Annotated in this window: 16 protein-coding genes; 15 read left to right on the forward strand and 1 reads right to left on the reverse strand. The window is 72.3% G+C overall.

Translation table 11 applies throughout. The annotated features are described in order from the left end of the window. The first annotated feature begins 289 nt into the window (after nt 1-289). The 6 genes from nsdA (at nt 290) to ftsH (ending at nt 9,923) form a co-directional block, all read left to right on the forward strand. The gene (nsdA, locus tag ACZ6ZT_RS25610) at nt 290-1,771 is read left to right on the forward strand and encodes a transcriptional repressor NsdA (RefSeq protein WP_469722247.1); all 1,482 of its coding nucleotides are present in this window, start codon (nt 290-292) and stop codon (nt 1,769-1,771) included. Between the two features lie 228 nt (nt 1,772-1,999). Next, a complete protein-coding gene (locus tag ACZ6ZT_RS25615; protein WP_469722248.1) occupies nt 2,000-3,358 on the forward strand; it encodes an ammonium transporter in 1,359 nt (452 codons plus the stop codon). Continuing rightward, nucleotides 3,355-3,693 carry a P-II family nitrogen regulator gene (locus ACZ6ZT_RS25620; protein WP_469722249.1) on the forward strand — a complete coding sequence of 113 codons (339 nt, stop codon included), beginning with the start codon at nt 3,355-3,357 and terminating at the stop codon, nt 3,691-3,693. Before ACZ6ZT_RS25615 ends, ACZ6ZT_RS25620 begins: the two co-directional genes overlap by 4 nt. Nucleotides 3,694-3,710: 17 nt before the next feature. Next, entirely contained in the window at nt 3,711-6,161 is a 2,451-nt protein-coding gene (locus ACZ6ZT_RS25625) for a [protein-PII] uridylyltransferase (RefSeq protein WP_469722250.1), read from the forward strand. A 122-nt stretch (nt 6,162-6,283) separates the two neighbouring features. Then, nucleotides 6,284-7,855 carry a signal recognition particle protein gene (gene ffh / locus ACZ6ZT_RS25630; RefSeq protein WP_469722251.1) on the forward strand — a complete coding sequence of 524 codons (1,572 nt, stop codon included), beginning with the start codon at nt 6,284-6,286 and terminating at the stop codon, nt 7,853-7,855. Between the two features lie 145 nt (nt 7,856-8,000). Next, a complete protein-coding gene (gene ftsH, locus ACZ6ZT_RS25635) occupies nt 8,001-9,923 on the forward strand; it encodes an ATP-dependent zinc metalloprotease FtsH (protein ID WP_469722252.1) in 1,923 nt (640 codons plus the stop codon). A 102-nt stretch (nt 9,924-10,025) separates the two neighbouring features. Here the strand turns inward: ftsH and ACZ6ZT_RS25640 are convergent, their stop codons facing one another. After that, complete coding sequence (locus tag ACZ6ZT_RS25640) at nt 10,026-10,706, reverse strand: methyltransferase type 11 (RefSeq protein WP_469722253.1); 681 nt, start codon at nt 10,704-10,706, stop codon at nt 10,026-10,028. A 132-nt stretch (nt 10,707-10,838) separates the two neighbouring features. Here ACZ6ZT_RS25640 and proS point away from each other — a divergent pair, with 132 nt between their 5' ends. The 9 genes from proS to lepB (ACZ6ZT_RS25685) all read left to right on the forward strand — a co-directional run bounded on the left by proS (nt 10,839) and on the right by lepB (ACZ6ZT_RS25685) (nt 17,923). Continuing rightward, the gene (gene proS / locus ACZ6ZT_RS25645) at nt 10,839-12,251 is read left to right on the forward strand and encodes a proline--tRNA ligase (RefSeq protein ID WP_469722254.1); all 1,413 of its coding nucleotides are present in this window, start codon (nt 10,839-10,841) and stop codon (nt 12,249-12,251) included. Nucleotides 12,252-12,451: 200 nt separating this feature from the next. Next, nucleotides 12,452-13,048, forward strand: a complete 597-nt coding sequence (locus tag ACZ6ZT_RS25650; RefSeq protein ID WP_351818228.1) for a hypothetical protein — start codon at nt 12,452-12,454, stop codon at nt 13,046-13,048. A 224-nt stretch (nt 13,049-13,272) separates the two neighbouring features. Next, complete coding sequence (rpsP, locus tag ACZ6ZT_RS25655) at nt 13,273-13,713, forward strand: 30S ribosomal protein S16 (protein WP_469722255.1); 441 nt, start codon at nt 13,273-13,275, stop codon at nt 13,711-13,713. Nucleotides 13,714-13,715: 2 nt separating this feature from the next. Continuing rightward, nucleotides 13,716-13,955: an RNA-binding protein gene (locus ACZ6ZT_RS25660; protein WP_042810017.1), complete on the forward strand. Its 240-nt coding sequence runs from the start codon at nt 13,716-13,718 to the stop codon at nt 13,953-13,955. Nucleotides 13,956-14,068: 113 nt separating this feature from the next. Beyond that, the gene (gene rimM / locus ACZ6ZT_RS25665; protein WP_469722256.1) at nt 14,069-14,647 is read left to right on the forward strand and encodes a ribosome maturation factor RimM; all 579 of its coding nucleotides are present in this window, start codon (nt 14,069-14,071) and stop codon (nt 14,645-14,647) included. Beyond that, nucleotides 14,647-15,468, forward strand: coding sequence for a tRNA (guanosine(37)-N1)-methyltransferase TrmD (gene trmD / locus ACZ6ZT_RS25670; protein WP_469722258.1), 822 nt, complete (start codon nt 14,647-14,649; stop codon nt 15,466-15,468). The genes rimM and trmD overlap by 1 nt, the downstream gene beginning before the upstream one ends. Nucleotides 15,469-15,601: 133 nt before the next feature. Further along, on the forward strand, nt 15,602-15,952 hold the full coding sequence (gene rplS / locus ACZ6ZT_RS25675) for a 50S ribosomal protein L19 (protein ID WP_469722259.1): 351 nt from the start codon (nt 15,602-15,604) through the stop codon (nt 15,950-15,952). Between the two features lie 44 nt (nt 15,953-15,996). Beyond that, on the forward strand, nt 15,997-16,755 hold the full coding sequence (gene lepB, locus ACZ6ZT_RS25680; protein ID WP_469722260.1) for a signal peptidase I: 759 nt from the start codon (nt 15,997-15,999) through the stop codon (nt 16,753-16,755). A 235-nt stretch (nt 16,756-16,990) separates the two neighbouring features. Continuing rightward, entirely contained in the window at nt 16,991-17,923 is a 933-nt protein-coding gene (gene lepB / locus ACZ6ZT_RS25685) for a signal peptidase I (RefSeq protein ID WP_469722261.1), read from the forward strand. Nucleotides 17,924-17,969 lie beyond the last annotated feature (46 nt).

The raw sequence follows: 17,969 nt of genomic DNA on the forward strand, positions 1-17,969 counted from the left end.
GCGCCCCGTGCGCACTCCCGTCCAACCATTCCGTTTCGCCTCGGTGTCAAGTGAATCGCGCCTGGCCGGTGGGGAGTTCATTCGAAGGGGTGGCGAATGGTGGCGTTTCCAGGATCGGCCTCGCGGCGCGGGTGATCGTAGGATTACTTTCGGTGCACGAACCCGGATGGCGGACCCGACCGTGGGTATGCCGGAGGCAATGTGTGGAGGACCTGTGAAGGTCCCACCGGCGCCACTCGTTCCGGCCAGGGTTCGTGGTGAAGAGGCGATGCAGGATGGGGGCGTTCCAGTGAGCGGCAGCGGCGCAAGCGGAACGAGTGGCGATGCCACCGACCGGAACGACCAGCTGACCTCCTGGTTTGTCCGCAGCGGCTGGTCCAAGGGCGAACTGGCCCGCCAGGTGAACCGTCGCGCCCGCCAGATGGGCGCCCACCACATCAGCACCGACACCTCCCGCGTGCGCCGCTGGCTCGACGGTGAACAGCCCCGCGAACCGGTGCCCCGCATCCTCTCCGAGCTCTTCTCCGAGCGTTTCGGCTCCGTCGTCGCCATCGAACAGCTCGGCCTGCGCACCGCCCACCAGACCCCCTCCGTCTCCGGGGTCGACCTGCCCTGGGCCGGCCCGCAGACGGTGGAGCTGCTCAGCGAGTTCTCCCGCAGCGACCTGATGCTGGCCCGCCGGGGCTTCCTCGGGACCTCGCTGGCCCTCTCCGCCGGCCCCGCGCTCATCGAGCCCATGCAGCGCTGGCTGGTCCCGGCCCCGGCCGCCGACCCCGCAGGGCGCGAGCAGACCGGCGCCGGCGGCCACCGCCCGCCCCGGCTCTCCGAACCGGAGCTCGGCCTCCTGGAGGCCACCACCGTGATGTTCCGCCAGTGGGACGCCCAGTGCGGCGGCGGACTGCGCCGCAAGGCCGTCGTCGGACAGCTCCACGAGGTGACCGACCTGCTCCAGGAGAACCATCCGGCGCCCGTCATGAAGCGGCTCTTCAAGGTCGCCGCCGAGCTCGCCGAACTCGCCGGCTGGATGAGCTACGACATCGGCCTGCACCCGACCGCCCAGAAGTACTTCGTCCTCGCGCTGCACGCCGCGAAGGAGGGCGGCGACAAGCCGCTGGGCTCGTACATCCTCTCCAGCATGAGCCGCCAGATGATCCACCTCGGGCGGCCCGAGGACGCGCTGGAGCTCATCCACCTCGCCCAGTACGGCAGCCGCGACTGCGCCGGACCGCGCACCCAGGCGATGCTGTATGCGATGGAGGCCCGCGCCTACGCCAACATGGGACAGCCCAGCCGCTGCAAGCGGGCCGTGCGGATGGCCGAGGACACCTTCTCCGACGTCGGCTTCGACGGCGAGCCCGAGCCCGACTGGATCCGCTTCTTCTCCGAGGCCGAGCTCAACGGCGAGAACTCCCACTCCTACCGTGATCTGGCCTACGTGGCCGGGCGCAGCCCCACCTACGCCTCCCTCGCCGAGCCGGTCATGCGGCGGGCCGTCGAGCTGTTCTCCAAGGACGACGAGCACCAGCGCTCGTACGCCCTGAACCTCATCGGCATGGCCACCGTCCACCTCCTCCAGCGGGAGCCCGAGCAGGCCACCGTCCTCGTGGACCGGGCCCTCGACGTGGCGCGAAAGGTGCGGTCCGAGCGGGTGAACAACCGGCTCCGCAAGACCGTGGACAGCGCCGCCCGTGAATACGGCGACGTCGCCGAGGTGGTCCGGCTCACCGACCTGCTCGCCTCCCGGCTGCCCGAGGCCGCCGAGGCCGTCTAGCCTCCCCGCGACTCCAGGAACCTTCGAGTTCCGTTCATGGACGTGTAACACGCACGACCTCTTCGTCATCGGGGCGAAACACCCAGCGGCGCCGCCGGAAACCGGCCTGCGCGAATCTCATGGCCCATAACCGGCCAGTCCCCAGGCCAGCCCCCCGGCCTACGCCTTGCGCCGCTCAGGTTTTCACGCTCGCCCGCACGCGAACGTACCGACGACGAGGAGACGCCGATGGCATCAGCCATCACGACCCTCGCGGCAGACGCCCCCACCCTGTCTGCCGCGAACACCGGGTTCATGCTCATCTGCTCCGCCCTGGTCATGCTGATGACCCCGGGACTCGCCTTCTTCTACGGAGGCATGGTCCGCGTCAAGAGCAGCCTCAACATGCTGATGATGAGCTTCATCAGCCTCGGGATCGTCACGATCCTGTGGGTCCTGTTCGGCTTCAGCCTCGCCTTCGGCACCGACTCCGGCTCCCTCATCGGCTGGAACTCCGACTACGTCGGCCTCAGCGGCATCGGCATCACCGAGCTGTGGGACGGCTACACCATCCCGGTCTACGTCTTCGCCGTCTTCCAGCTGATGTTCGCCGTCATCACCCCCGCCCTGATCAGCGGCGCCCTCGCCGACCGCGTGAAGTTCAGCGCCTGGGCGCTGTTCTCCGCCCTGTGGGTGACCGTCGTCTACTTCCCCGTCGCGCACTGGGTGTGGGGCGCCGGCGGCTGGCTCTTCAAGCTCGGCGTCATCGACTTCGCGGGCGGCACCGCCGTCCACATCAACGCGGGCGCCGCCGCCCTCGGCGTCATCCTCGTCATCGGCAAGCGCGTCGGCTTCAAGCGGGACCCGATGCGCCCGCACAGCCTGCCGCTGGTGATGCTCGGCGCCGGCCTGCTGTGGTTCGGCTGGTTCGGCTTCAACGCCGGATCGTGGCTCGGCAACGACGACGGCGTCGGCGCGGTCATGTTCGTCAACACCCAGGTCGCCACCGCCGCCGCGATGCTCGCCTGGCTCGGCTACGAGAAGCTGCGCCACGGCTCCTTCACCACCCTCGGCGCCGCCTCCGGCGCGGTCGCCGGCCTCGTCGCCATCACCCCCTCGGGCGGCTGCGTCAGCCCGCTCGGCGCGATCGCCGTCGGCGCCATCGCCGGTGTGCTGTGCGCCATGGCCGTCGGCCTGAAGTACCGGTTCGGCTACGACGACTCCCTCGACGTGGTCGGCGTCCACCTCGTCGGCGGCATCACCGGCTCCCTCCTCGTCGGCCTCTTCGCCACCGGCGGCGTACAGTCCGACGCGGCCGGCCTGTTCTACGGCGGCGGCCTGATCCAGCTCGGCAAGCAGGCCGTCGGCGTCTTCGCGGTCCTCGCCTACTCCCTCGTCGTCTCCGCGCTGCTGGCCTTCCTCCTCGACAAGACCATCGGGATGCGGGTATCCGAGGACGTGGAGGTCTCCGGCATCGACCAGGCCGAGCACGCCGAGACCGCCTACGACTTCAGCGGAGCCGGCGGCGGCATCTCCTCCCGGAGCACCGCCGCCCCCGCCCCCACCCCCGGCCCCGGACCCGCACCGAGCAAGAAGGTCGACGCATGAAGCTGATCACCGCGATCGTCAAGCCCTACAAGCTGGACGAGATCAAGGAAGCCCTCCACGCCTTCGGAGTCCAGGGCCTGACCGTCTCCGAGGCCAGCGGCTACGGGCGCCAGCGCGGCCACACCGAGGTCTACCGGGGCGCCGAGTACACCGTCGACCTCGTACCGAAGATCCGCATCGAGGTGCTCGTGGACGACGCCGAGGCCGAGGAGCTGATCTCCGTCATCGTGAGCGCCGCCAGCACCGGCAAGATCGGCGACGGCAAGGTGTGGAGCGTCCCCGTGGACTCGGTCGTCCGGGTCCGCACCGGCGAGCGCGGCGCCGACGCGCTCTAGGTGACGGGAGCCCCCGGGTGACGAGCGCCGAAGAGACCACCGACGGCACGGGCGGCCACGGCCGGCCGGACGGTCCCGAGCCCGGCGGATACGCCGCGGCCCGGCTGCGCCTCCTCCAGGAGGAGGCGCGGTCCGGGCCCGCCCGGCGTTCCGCGCTGTCCGCCCTGTCCGACCAGTGGCTGTCCGCCCTGTTCACCACCGCCGCCCGGGAAACCGGCGTACGCGGCGCCGCCCTCGTCGCCGTCGGCGGCTACGGCCGCGGGGAACTCTCCCCGCGCAGCGACCTCGACCTGCTGCTGCTCCACGACGGCAAGGCGCGGCCCCGCGAACTGGGCGCGCTCGCCGACCGCCTCTGGTACCCCGTCTGGGACCTCGGACTGGCCCTGGACCACTCGGTACGGACCCCGGCCGAGGCCCGCAAGACCGCCGCCGAGGACCTCAAGGCCCACCTCGGGCTGCTGGACGCGCGGCTCGTCGCCGGGGACGCCGGGATGCTCGCCGGGGTGCGCACCACGGTCCTGGCCGACTGGCGCAACCTCGCCGTCCGGCGGCTCCCCGAGCTGCGCGCGCTGTGCCTGGAGCGCGCCGAGCGGGCCGGTGAGCTGCGCTTCCTGCTGGAACCCGACCTGAAGGAGGCCCGGGGCGGGCTGCGCGACGTCACCGCGCTGCGGGCCGTCGCCGCGTCCTGGCTGGCCGACGCCCCGCGCGAGGGACTCGCCGAGGCCCGGCGCCGGCTGCTGGACGTGCGCGACGCGCTGCACCTCGTGACGGGCCGGGCGACCGAGCGGCTCTCCCTCCAGGAACAGCCCCAGGTCGCCGCCCGGCTGGGACTGCTCGACGCGGACGCGCTGCTGCGCGAGGTGTACGAGGCCGCGCGGGTGATCTCGTACGCCGGTGACGTCACCTGGCGCGAGGTCGGCCGGGTCCTGCGGGCCCGGGCCGCCCGCCCCCGGCTGCGCGGGCTGCTCGGCGGCCGGGGGGCTCCCGCCGTCGAGCGGGCACCGCTCGCCGAGGGCGTGGTGGAGTCCGAGGGGGAGGCCGTACTGGCCCTGGCCGCCCGGCCCGACCGGGACCCCGTACTGCCCCTGCGCTTCGCCGCGGCCGCCGCCCAGGCGGGCCTGCCCGTCTCGCCGCACGCCGTACGCCGCCTCGCGGCCCAGGGCCGGCCGCTGCCCGTGCCCTGGCCGGCGGAGGCCCGCGAAGAGCTGCTCACCCTGCTGGGCGCCGGGGAGCCGATGGTGGCCGTGTGGGAGGCGCTGGAGGCCGAGGGGCTGATCACCCGGCTGCTGCCCGACTGGGAGCGGGTGCGGTGCCGGCCCCAGCGCAACCCCGTGCACACCTGGACCGTGGACCGCCACCTCATCGAGACGGCCGTGCGGGCCGGCGAGCTGACCCGCCGGGTGGGCCGCCCCGACCTGTTGCTGATGGCGGCCCTGCTGCACGACATCGGCAAGGGCTGGCCCGGGGACCACTCGGTGGCCGGCGAGACCATCGCCCGGGACACGGCCGTCCGGGTGGGTTTCGCCGCCGAGGACGCCGCCGTGCTCGCCACCCTCGTACGCCACCACCTCCTGCTGGCCGACACCGCGACCCGGCGCGACCTCGACGACCCCGCGACCGTCAAGGCCGTCGCCGAAGCCGTCGGCTCCACCGCGACCCTGGAGGTCCTGCACGCCCTCACCGAAGCCGACGCCCTCGCCACCGGGCCCGCCGCCTGGAGCACCTGGCGGGGCTCCCTCGTGGCCGACCTCGTCTCCCGGGTCGCCGCCGTGCTCAGCGGCGCCGCCCCCGCCCCCGCCGAGCCGGAGATCCCGACCGCCGAACAGGAACGCCTGGCGGTGGAGGCCCTGCGCACCGGGGGGCCGGTGCTCGCGCTGCACGCCCACCAGGAGGAGGACGACGACGCCGTCGGGGCGGAACTCGTCGTCGCCGTCCCCGACCAGTGCGGGGTGCTCCCGGCGGTGGCCGGGGTGCTGGCGCTGCACCGGCTGACCGTGCGGGCGGCCGGGCTGCGCTTCGTGGAACTCCCCGGCCGGCTGGGCGAGGCCGTGGTGCTGCGCTGGCGGGTGTCCGCCGCGTACGGGGCCCTGCCGCAGGCGGCGCAGCTGCGGACCGACCTGCTGCGGGCGCTCGACGGCTCGCTGGACGTCCCGGCGAAGCTGGCCGACCGCGAGGCGGCGTACCCGAAGCGGCGCGGGGTGGTCCCGCCGCCGCCCCGGGTCACGGTGGTCCCCGGCGTCTCCTCGCTGGCCACCGTCCTGGAGGTGCGGGCGCCCGACGCGGTGGGGCTGCTGCACCGCGTCGGGCGCGCGCTGGAGTCCTGCGGGGTCCGGGTGCGCAGCGCCCACGTCTCCACGCTCGGCGCCAACGCGGTAGACACCCTGTACGTGGTCGACACCGACGGCAAACCCCTGGACGCCCCGGACGCGGCCGCCCTGGCCACGGCGGTGGCGGCGGCCCTGGCGTAGCCGCTCCCGCCCCCGCCCGGCGGGGGCGGGACGGAAATCCGCCCGCAGGGCCGGGCAGGCGGCGTGGCCCGATACCCTGGGGGACGACCACCACGCCCCCGACCCGAGGAATCGCGACCACCGTGTTCGATACGCTTTCCGACCGCCTCAGCGCGACCTTCAAGTCCCTCCGGGGCAAAGGCCGCCTCTCCGAGCAGGACATCGACGCTGCGGCGCGGGAAATCCGTATCGCCCTCCTTGAGGCCGACGTCGCGCTTCCCGTCGTCCGCTCCTTCATCGCGAACGTCAAGGAGAGGGCCCGTGGCGAGGAGGTCAGCAAGGCGCTGAACCCCGGCCAGCAGGTCCTCAAGATCGTCAATGACGAGCTGGTCACCATCCTCGGCGGCGAGACCCGCCGGCTGCGCTTCGCGAAGACCGCGCCCACCGTGATCATGCTGGCCGGTCTCCAGGGTGCCGGTAAGACCACCCTCGCCGGAAAGCTCGGCCTCTGGCTGAAGGGCCAGGGCCACGCCCCGCTGCTGGTCGCCTGTGACCTCCAGCGCCCCAACGCCGTGAACCAGCTCTCCGTCGTCGCCGAGCGCGCGGGCGTCGCGGTGTACGCGCCCCAGCCCGGCAACGGCGTCGGCGACCCGGTCCAGGTCGCGAAGGACTCGATCGAGTACGCGCGCACCAAGCAGTACGACATCGTCATCGTCGACACCGCCGGCCGCCTCGGCATCGACCAGGAACTGATGCGCCAGGCCGCGGACATCCGCGACGCCGTCAGCCCCGACGAGATCCTCTTCGTCGTCGACGCCATGATCGGCCAGGACGCGGTCAACACCGCCGAGGCCTTCCGCGACGGCGTCGGCTTCGACGGCGTGGTGCTCTCCAAGCTCGACGGCGACGCCCGCGGCGGCGCCGCGCTGTCGATCGCGCACGTCACCGGCAAGCAGATCATGTTCGCCTCGAACGGCGAGAAGCTCGACGAGTTCGACGCCTTCCACCCCGACCGCATGGCGGGCCGGATCCTCGACATGGGTGACATGCTCACCCTCATCGAGCAGGCCGAGAAGACCTTCTCGCAGGCCGAGGCCGAGAAGATGGCGGCCAAGCTCGCCAAGGGCCCCAAGGAGTTCACGCTCGACGACTTCCTGGCCCAGATGGAGCAGGTCCGCAAGATGGGCTCCATCTCCAAGCTCCTCGGCATGCTGCCGGGCATGGGCCAGATCAAGGACCAGATCAACAACATCGACGAGCGGGACGTGGACCGCACCGCCGCGATCATCAAGTCGATGACCCCGGCCGAGCGCCAGGACCCGCACCTCATCAACGGCTCGCGCCGCGCCCGTATCGCCAAGGGCTCCGGCGTCGAGGTCAGCGCCGTGAAGGCGCTGGTCGAGCGGTTCTTCGAGGCCCGCAAGATGATGTCCCGCATGGCCCAGGGCGGCGGCATGCCGGGGATGCCGGGCATCCCGGGCATGGGCGGCGGCCCCGGCCGGCAGAAGAAGCAGATCAAGCAGGCCAAGGGCAAGCGCAAGAGCGGCAACCCGATGAAGCGCAAGGAAGAGGAGGCCGCCGCGGCGGCCCGGCGCGAGCAGGGCCCGCAGGCGGTCGAGCCGGCCGCCGGCGGCAACCCGTTCGGCCTCCCCGCGGGCGGTCAGGGCGGTCAGGACTTCGACCTGCCGGACGAGTTCAAGAAGTTCATGAAGTAGCGCGGAAGGCGCACCGGGTGGCCGCACCCGGTCCGCGAGCAGGGCCCCGGACGTGCGCGCACGTCCGGGGCCCTGTCGTTTCTGTGCGGGCATACGTCCTGTTTGTCGCCTATGGTCGGCCGGGAGGACGGCATAAGGAGGCCCCGTGCCCAGCCCCACCCCCGTACCGCCGCGCGACCGGGCGGACACCCCCTGGCGCTCGGAGGGAGCCCCGCCCACCCCGCCGCCCAGGAAGCGGATGCCCGGCGGCTGGCGCGGACTGATCCTCACCGCCCTGATCGTCTATCTGATCGCCAACGTGGTGCTGTCCTTCTTCAACGAGGGCGACGAGCCGGTCATCTCGTACACGGAGTTCAGCAGGCAGGTCGCCGACGGCAACGTCGAGAAGATCTACTCCAAGGGCGACGCCATCCAGGGCGAACTGAAGGCCGCGCAGCCCGTCCCCGGCGGCAAGAAGGGCGACTACACCAAGTTCACCACCCAGCGCCCGGCCTTCGCGGACGACCAGCTCTGGGCCAACCTCACCCAGCACAAGGTCACCGTGACGGCCTCGCCCGTCGTCGTGCAGCGCAGCTTCCTGGCCAACCTGCTGCTCTCCCTCGCCCCCATGCTGATCCTGGTCCTGCTGTGGGTGTTCATCGCCCGCCGGATGAGCGCGGGCATGGGCGGCGGCATGGGCGGACTGGGCCGCAAGGCCCCGCCCAAACCGGTCGAGCTGGCCGGGACCAAGCGCACCACCTTCGAGGACGTGGCGGGCATCGACGAGGTCGAGGGCGAGCTGAACGACGTCGTCGACTTCCTCAAGAACCCGGAGCAGTACCGCCGGATGGGCGCCCGGATGCCGCGTGGAGTGCTGCTGTCCGGGCCGCCCGGCACCGGCAAGACCCTGCTGGCGCGGGCCGTCGCGGGCGAGGCCGGGGTGCCGTTCTTCTCGGCGTCCGCCTCCGAGTTCATCGAGATGATCGTCGGCGTCGGCGCCTCCCGGGTGCGCGAACTCTTCACCGAGGCGCGCAAGGTGGCCCCCGCCATCATCTTCATCGACGAGATCGACACCATCGGACGGGCCCGGGGCGCGGGCGCCGGCATGGGCGGCCACGACGAACGCGAGCAGACCCTCAACCAGATCCTCACCGAGATGGACGGCTTCTCCGGCTCCGAGGGCGTGATCGTGCTGGCCGCCACCAACCGGGCCGACGTCCTGGACCCGGCCCTGACCCGGCCCGGCCGCTTCGACCGCACCGTGGCCGTCTCTCCGCCCGACCGCCCCGGACGCGCGGCCATCCTGCGCATCCACACCCGGGACATCCCGCTCGCCCCCGACGTGGACCTCGACCAGGTCGCCCGCACCACCCCGGGCATGACCGGCGCCGAACTGGCCAACCTCGCCAACGAGGCCGCCCTCCTCGCCGTCAAGCGCGGGCACGCGCAGGTGGGCCCCGCCGACCTGTCCGACGCGCTGGAGAAGGTGCAGCTGGGGGCGGAGCGGTCGCTGGTGATGCCGGAGGACGAGCGCCGCCGGACGGCCTACCACGAGAGCGGCCACGCGCTGCTGGGGATGCTCCGGCCGGGCGCCGACCCCGTACGCAAGATCACCATCGTCCCGCGCGGCCGCGCCCTCGGCGTCACCCTCTCGGCCCCGGACGCCGACCGGTACGCGTACACCGAGGACTACCTGCGCGGCCGCATCATCGGCGCGCTGGGCGGCATGGCCGCCGAGCACGTGGTCTACGACGTCATCACCACCGGCTCGGAGAGCGACCTGGAACAGGTCACCGGTCTCGCTCGCGGCATGGCCGGCCGCTGGGGCATGAGCGAACGCGTGGGCCGGCTGACCGCGATCCCGTCCGACGGGCAGAGCCCGTACGGCCTGTCCGCCGCCCCCGCCACCCTCGACGCGGTGGACCACGAGATGCGGCGGATCGTCGACGAGTGCTACGAGGAGGCCTGCCGCGTCCTGCGCGAGCACCGCCCGCAGCTCGACGCCCTGGCCGAGGCGCTGCTCGCCAACGAGACCCTGGACGAGAAGGCGGCGTACGCGGCCGCCGGGATCACCCGCCTGGAGAAGTAGCCCGCAGAAGTAGCCCGGACGGTCACCTGCGGCGTACACCCGCGGGGCCCGTCCGGCGGGTCCGCACCCGCCGGTCCGGCCCCGCCGATTCGCCCGGGCGGACTACCCCGTCCGGGCGACGACGTAGCGGAAGATGTTCGGCAGCCAGACGGCGCCGTCGGTCCGCTCGAACGGGTGAAGCGCCTCGGACAGCTCCTTCTCCACCAGCGCCGGATCGGCCGCCGCGTCGTAGAGCATCGTCGACAGCAGCCCCCGTACCGCGCTGTCCACGTCCGCGTACCCGAACGGGCAGAACACCCGCCCCGACCCGTCCGGCACCAGGCCGGTCTCCGCCACCAGCGCGTCCAGGTCCCGGGGCACCGGGCCGCCGCCCAGCACCGCGGGGACCGTGCAGCGCTCCGCCGGACCCCAGTCGGCCAGCACCACGGCCCCGCCCCGCCGGACGGCCGGCAGGGCGGCCTCCAGGGCGCCGGGGCCGGGTGAGAAGGCCAGCAGCACGTCGTAGGGCCGCGCGGCGGCCACCGGGGGATCGGCGACCACCTCCAGCAGCCGTTCGCGGGCCAGTGCCCGCCGGGCCGCGTCCGCCTCCACTCCCGTGGCGGCCGCGCCCCGGCCGGCGGCCAGCAGCAGCGGCAGCCCGGCCCCGCAGCCGAGGCTCAGCAGCCGGTCGCCCGGCCCGACCTCCAGCCGGTCGTAGACCGCCTCGTACAGCGGTACCAGCATCCGTTCCTGGATCTCCGCCCAGTCCCGGGCGACGAGCGTCGCCGTCGGCGTCGGTGTCATCGAAAGAGCGCTCCTGATTCCGTCTCGCCCCCTTGGCCCCCGTTGCCAGGGAACTCCCCATCGGCCCCCGCGTCCAGAGGAGTGCGCCACCCGATTCACGCTCGGTGCGCCCGGCGCCGTACCATTCGCGCCATGGCAAAGGCACCCGTTCTCACCCCCCAGGCGGAGGATTTCCCCCGCTGGTACCAGGATCTGATCAACAAGGCCGAGCTGGCCGACAACGGTCCGGTACGCGGCACCATGGTCATCCGACCGTACGGCTACGGGCTGTGGGAGCGGATGCAGCAGGAGATGGACGCGCGCATCAAGGAGGCGGGCGCCCAGAACGCGTACTTCCCGCTGTTCATCCCCCAGTCGTACCTGACGAAGGAAGCCGAGCACGTCGAGGGCTTCGCCCCCGAGCTCGCGGTCGTCACGCACGGCGGCGGCAAGGAGCTGGAAGAGCCGGTCGTCGTCCGGCCCACCTCCGAGACGATCATCAACGACTACTTCTCCAAGTGGGTCCAGAGCTACCGGGACCTGCCCCTGCTGATCAACCAGTGGGCCAACGTCGTCCGCTGGGAGATGCGCCCGCGCGTGTTCCTCCGTACGAGCGAGTTCCTCTGGCAGGAGGGCCACACCGCCCACGCCACGTACGAGGACGCCCGCGCGTACGCGGCCCGCATCCACCGCGACGTCTACGGCGACTTCATGACGAACGTGCTCGGCATCGACGTCGTGCTCGGCCGCAAGACCGCCAAGGAGCGCTTCGCCGGCGCCATCAACACCCTCACGCTGGAGGGGATGATGGGCGACGGCAAGGCCCTCCAGCTGGGCACGAGCCACGAACTCGGCACCAACTTCGCCAAGGCCTTCAACACCCAGTACCTGTCGAAGGAAGGCAAGCAGGAGCTGGTCTGGCAGACCTCGTGGGGCGTCTCGACCCGCATGGTCGGCGGCCTGATCATGTCGCACGGCGACGACAACGGCCTGCGCGTCCCGCCGCGCCTCGCGCACGTCCAGGTCGTCGTCATGGCGATCAAGGGCGACGAGGCCGTGGCCAAGGTCCGCGAGCTGGGGGCCCAGCTCAAGGCCGCCGGGATCCGGGTCCAGATCGACGACCGTGTGGACACGCCCTTCGGGCGCCGCGCCGTGGACTGGGAGCTCAAGGGCGTACCGGTGCGCGTCGAGATCGGCCCGCGCGACCTGGAAGCCGGCACCGCGATGCTGGCCCGCCGGATCCCCGGCGGCAAGGAGGCCGTGCAGATCTCCGCGCTGGCCGACCTGCTGCCCAAGGTGCTGGAGGAGGACCAGGCGCAGCTGCTGCGCGAGTCCCGCGAGCGCCGCGAGGCCCGCACCTCCGACGTCGCCACGATCGAGGAGGCCGCCGAGGCCGCCATCGCCGGTGGCTGGGCGCGCATCCCGTGGGCGGACCTGGGCCCCGAGGGCGAGGCGAAGCTGGCGGAGCAGGCCGTCTCCGTACGCTGCCTGATCGCGGCCGACGGGTCGGTTCCGGAGTCGGACGACGCCCCCGGTACCCTCGCCATCGTCGCGCGCTCGTACTGACGCACCCCCGCCCCCGGCGCGCGGCTCAGGCCGCGCGCCGGGGGCGGAGCCGTCGGTGGTCTTCGTTACGTACCGACTCCTCCTGAGATCGGCGCACCCGTCCTCGTCGGGACGCATCAGACTGAACTGACTGGTACGTGCAAAAAATTTGGAATGGCCCGGAATCGGAACACCGGGGCACCCCGGCTCGTTGTCACGACGTGAGCACGACACCACCTGTTCTCGCCGCAGAGCTGGCGCAGGCGTGGGCCGACATTCAGCGGTACCACCCCGAGCTGCCTGACCTTGCCGCGCCCGAATCACTGATCGGGGAGTCCTCGTCCGCCTGTGGCGCCGAGCTCTCCTTCGAGCGTCTGCTGCACGAGGCAGTCCACGGCATCGCCGCCGCCCGCGGAGTCCGTGACACCTCGCGAGCCGGCCGCTACCACAACCGCAGATTCCTCGCGATCGCCGAGGAGATGGGGCTCGACCACTCCGAGGAGCCGCACGCCAGCAGCGGGTTCTCCCTGGTCTCCCTCAACCCCGAGGCCAAGAAGCGCTACCGCCCCACCATGGAGCGGCTCCAGCGCGCGCTGAAGGCGCACACGGCCGCCACGGCCGCCGACACCAAGCGCAGCTTCCGCGGTCCGGCCGCCCGGCACGGCTCCTCGGGCGGCGGCGTACGGGTCAAGGCGGTCTGCGACTGCGGGCGCAACGTCCGGGTGGTCCCGTCCGTCCTGGCCCAGGCGCCGATCGTGTGCGGCGGCTGCATGAAGCCCTTCCGCATCCCGGAGGTCGCCACGGCGGCGGCCTCCTGACCCCCCGGACCGGGCGCGCGGGGGAGCGGTCGCGGGTACGGCCGGGGACCGGCACCTCGCGGCCGGGCGGGCCGCGGGCGTATGGCACAATGGACAGCTGTACTCGACAGTCGCATAGGACCCCTCTCTCCTCCGGCTGACGCGTCCATCGGGCACCCGAGTACCGCAACCCCACGTGGCATCTCATGTGCCCAACCACGTCAAGTTCAGGAGACACCACTCCAGTGGCAGTCAAGATCAAGCTCAAGCGCCTCGGCAAGATTCGCCAGCCGCACTACCGCATCGTCGTCGCCGACGCCCGCACCCGCCGGGACGGTCGCGCGATCGAAGAGATCGGTATCTACCACCCGACGTACAACCCGTCGCGCATCGAGGTCAACGCCGAGCGTGCGCAGTACTGGCTGTCCGTGGGCGCCCAGCCCACCGAGGCCGTCATGGCCATCCTGAAGCTGACCGGTGACTGGCAGGCGCACAAGGGCCTCCCGGCCCCCGCGCCGCTGCTGCAGCCGGAGACGAAGGAGAGCAAGCGTCGCTCCTTCGACGAGTTCGCCAAGGCCCTCGAGGGCATCGGCGAGACCAAGGGCGAGGCCATCACGCAGAAGGCGAAGAAGGCCGACAAGAAGGCGGACGAGGCTGAGGCCGCCGCCGAGTCGACCGAGGCCTGATCGTGCTCGAGGAGGCTCTTGAGCACCTCGTGAAGGGCATTGTGGACAACCCCGACGACGTGCAGGTCGCCTCGCGCAACCTGCGCCGCGGTCAGGTGCTCGAGGTCCGGGTCCACCCCGAGGACCTCGGGAAGGTGATCGGCCGCAACGGCCGCACCGCGCGTGCACTGCGTACCGTCGTGGGCGCCATCGGCGGCCGGGGGATCCGCGTCGACCTCGTCGACGTGGACCAGGTCCGCTGAGAAGCTGAAGTACCGGCCCGGGCCGGGGAGGGCGTTCGTCGCCCTTCCCGGCCCGAGTTGTTTCCGCCCGCGGGCGGAGCGACCATCGATTGAGACCACAACGGAGACACACAGTGCAGCTGGTAGTCGCGCGGATCGGCCGCGCCCACGGGATCAAGGGTGAGGTCACCGTCGAGGTGCGGACCGACGAGCCGGAGCTGCGGCTCTCGCCGGGCGCCGTGCTGGAGACCGAGCCGGCGTCGGCGGGTCCGCTGACCATCGAGACGGGCCGGGTGCACAGCGGCCGGCTCCTGCTCCGCTTCGCGGGCGTCAAGGACCGCACCGGCGCGGAGGGGCTGCGCAACATCCTGCTCATCGCCGACGTGGACCCGACGGAGCTGCCGGCGGAGCCGGACGAGTACTACGACCACCAGCTGATGGACCTGGACGTGGTGCTGGCGGACGGCACTGAGGTCGGCCGGATCACCGAGATCTCCCACCTGCCCTCGCAGGACCTCTTCATCGTCGAGCGGCCGGACGGCAGTGAGGTCATGATCCCCTTCGTGGAGGAGATCGTCGCCGAGATCGACCTGGAGGAGCAGCGCTGCGTCATCACCCCGCCGCCCGGGCTGATCGACGACCGCGCCGAGGTCGTCTCCACGCGTGACGACGGGGCCGCGGCGGAGAACGCCGAGGGCGAGGGCGGCGCCTGATGCGGCTGGACGTCGTCACGATCTTCCCCGAGTACCTGGAACCGCTGAACGTCTCCCTCGTCGGCAAGGCGCGGGCGCGCGGCCAGCTCGACGTACACGTGCACGACCTGCGCGCGTGGACGTACGACCGGCACAACACGGTCGACGACACCCCGTACGGCGGCGGCCCCGGCATGGTCATGAAGACCGACCCCTGGGGCGAGGCCCTGGATTCGGCGCTGGCCGACGGCTACGAGAGCGGCGCCCGCGGCCCGGTGCTGGTCGTCCCCACGCCCAGCGGCCGCCCCTTCACCCAGGAACTCGCCGTCGAGCTCTCCGAACGCCCGTGGCTGATCTTCACCCCCGCCCGCTACGAGGGCATCGACCGCCGGGTCATGGACGAGTACGCCACGCGCATGCCGGTGTACGAGGTCTCCATCGGGGACTACGTCCTGGCGGGCGGCGAGGCCGCCGTGCTGGTGATCACCGAGGCCGTGGCCCGGCTGCTGCCCGGGGTCCTCGGCAACGCGGAATCGCACCGCGACGACTCCTTCGCGCCCGGCGAGATGGCCAACCTGCTCGAAGGCCCCGTCTACACCAAGCCGCCGACCTGGCGCGGGCGCGGCATCCCGGAGGTGCTGATCAGCGGCCACCACGGGAAGATCGCCCGCTGGCGCCGCGACGAGGCCTTCCGCCGCACCGCCGCCAACCGCCCCGACCTGATCGAGCGCTGCGAGGCGTCCGCCTTCGACAAGAAGGACCGCGAGATCCTCTCGATCCTGGGCTGGAAGCCGACCGCCGACGGCCGATTTTGGCGCAGGGCGCAGGCCGTGGAAGAATAGGCGGCTGCTGTGTGCTCGCGTGCGCCCCTGCCACAGGGGGACCGTCGCCCGCGAAGTGACCCGGCTCCCGAACTCTCTACGGAAATCCGCACCGGCGACCTGTGGCGTCGTGCGAAGAAAGCAGACGAAGAACATGTCTCACCTGCTCGATGGCGTCAACGCCGCCACCCTGCGCTCGGACGTCCCGGCCTTCCGCCCCGGTGACACCATCAACGTGCACGTCCGCGTGATCGAGGGCAACCGCTCCCGTATCCAGCAGTTCAAGGGCGTTGTCATCCGTCGCCAGGGCGCTGGCGTCTCCGAGACCTTCACCGTTCGCAAGGTCTCCTTCAGCGTCGGCGTGGAGCGTACCTTCCCGGTCCACTCCCCGATCTTCGAGAAGATCGAGCTCGTCACCCGCGGTGACGTGCGTCGCGCCAAGCTGTACTTCCTCCGTGAGCTCCGCGGCAAGGCCGCGAAGATCAAGGAGAAGCGCGACCGCTGATCTCCTCTCCGGCTCCAGGGGACGGCCGGATAGGCTCGCCCCCGATGGACACCGAAGCAGAGCTCACACAGCGCGGCCACTCCTCTCCCGAGCAGGGGGAGGGGCGGCCGCGTTCTGCGTTCTCCGGGGGGTGGCCGCGGTGGTCCTGGCGGCGGGCCGGCCTGCTCGGCGTGGCCTGCACGGTGTTCCTGCTGCTCTTCGCGGACTTCGTCGTCCAGCCCTTCCTGATCCCCAGCCGCTCGATGGAGCCGACCCTGAAGGTCGGGGACCGGGTGCTGGTCAACAAGCTCGCGTACCGGTTCGGCGGGCAGCCGCACCGCGGTGACGTGGTGGTCTTCGACGGCATCGGCTCCTTCGTGCGCGAACGCCCTGCGGGCAATCCGGTGGGCGAGGCCGTGCACGGCGCCTTCTCGGCGCTGGGGCTCGCCGAGCCCTCCGACACGGACTTCGTGAAGCGGGTCGTGGGCGTGGGCGGGGACGACGTGGTGTGCTGCGACGCGGGCGGCCGGCTCAAGGTCAACGGGGTGTCCGTGGACGAGCCCTACCTGTACCCCGGGGACACCCCCTCGGTGGTGCCCTTCCGCGTCGTCGTCCCGCTGGGGACCCTGTGGGTGATGGGCGACCACCGCTCCCAGTCCCGGGACTCCCGGGACCACCTTGGGGAGCCGGGCGGGGGGATGGTGCCGGTGGACAAGGTGATCGGGCGGGCCGACTGGCTCGGCTGGCCGGTGAGCCGCTGGGGATCGGTACCGGGGAACGGCGCCGAGGCGTGGTCCCGGGTGGGTGGTGGATCGCATGGGTAGCCGGGGACGGCCCCGGGGCGGCCGGGACGAGGGACGCGAACCGCAGTCCCCGCAGTCCCCGCGGCTTCCGGAGTCCCCGCGGCCTCCGCGGCTTCCGGAGTCCCCGCGGCCGGCGTCGTCGGGTGAGGCGGCGGTGCCTGGGGCGCGTCCGGGCGGGCCGGTGCAGGGCGGGCCGTTGTGGCGCCGTCCGGAGCAGGGGCGGGCGGGGCAGGGCGGTCCGGAACAGGCCGGTCCGGTGCAGGACGCTCCGGCGCGGTACGGGGGTGGTTCCGAGCCCGGGGACGCGGCTGAGTACGGGTACGGGCGCGGGTCCGAGCCCGAGCCCGGTTCCGCGGCGGTGTCCGGTGGCGCGGAGGCCGGGGCCGGGGCCGGGGCGGTCGTGCCGGAGCCCGGGGGGCGGGCCGAGCGGCGCAGGCTGGCCCGGCGGGTCCGGCGGCGTCGGCGTACCCGGCGGGCGGGCGAGCTGCCGCTGCTCGTCGTCGTCGCGCTCTGCATAGCCCTGCTGCTCAAGACCTTCCTCGTACAGGCCTTCTTCATCCCCTCCGGGTCGATGGAGCAGACGATCCGGATCGGCGACCGGGTCCTGGTCGACAAGCTCACGCCGTGGTTCGGCTCCAAGGTCGAGCGGGGCGACGTCGTGGTGTTCAAGGACCCGGGCGGCTGGCTCAAGGGCGAGGCCGCCCGGCCCGCCCAGGACCCGGCCGGGATCAAGCAGATCAAACAGGCCCTGACCTTCATCGGCCTGCTGCCCTCCGCCGACGAGCAGGACCTGATCAAGCGGGCCATCGGTCTCGGCGGGGACACCGTGAAGTGCTGTGACGCGCAGGGGCGGATCACCGTCAACGGCGCGCCCCTCGATGAGCCGTACGTGTCACCGGGCAACGCCCCTTCGGAGATCCGCTTCGAGGTGCGCGTACCGGCGGGGCGGCTCTTCGTCATGGGCGACCACCGGGCCAACTCCGCCGATTCCCGCTACCACCTCGACGAGGCCTTCGAAGGCACCATCGCCGAGAACGGCGTGGTCGGGCGGGCCGTGGTGATCGCCTGGCCCTATGACCACTGGCGCGGGCTGGACCAGCCGGCGACCTTCCTCTCGGTGCCCGATCCGGCGCGAACCGGTCGGCGGCGCGGGCGCCTTGGGCGTCGGCGGGGCGCCGCGTTCGCATAGTGTGTCCTCGGTCTCCCGCGCCTTAGGGAACTCCCGCTCGTTAAGG

This window comes from Streptomyces sp. NPDC102258, from assembly GCF_055584685.1.

What these genes read in the sequence shown, in the direction of transcription:
- trmD (WP_469722258.1), top strand. Translation starts at nt 14,647, where the DNA reads ATGCGGCTGGACGTCGTCACGATCTTCCCCGAGTACCTGGAACCGCTG.
- ACZ6ZT_RS25615 (WP_469722248.1), top strand. Translation starts at nt 2,000, where the DNA reads ATGGCATCAGCCATCACGACCCTCGCGGCAGACGCCCCCACCCTGTCT.
- rplS (WP_469722259.1), top strand. Translation starts at nt 15,602, where the DNA reads ATGTCTCACCTGCTCGATGGCGTCAACGCCGCCACCCTGCGCTCGGAC.
- proS (WP_469722254.1), top strand. Translation starts at nt 10,839, where the DNA reads ATGGCAAAGGCACCCGTTCTCACCCCCCAGGCGGAGGATTTCCCCCGC.
- ACZ6ZT_RS25620 (WP_469722249.1), top strand. Translation starts at nt 3,355, where the DNA reads ATGAAGCTGATCACCGCGATCGTCAAGCCCTACAAGCTGGACGAGATC.
- lepB (WP_469722260.1), top strand. Translation starts at nt 15,997, where the DNA reads ATGGACACCGAAGCAGAGCTCACACAGCGCGGCCACTCCTCTCCCGAG.
- ACZ6ZT_RS25640 (WP_469722253.1), bottom strand. Translation starts at nt 10,706, where the DNA reads ATGACACCGACGCCGACGGCGACGCTCGTCGCCCGGGACTGGGCGGAG.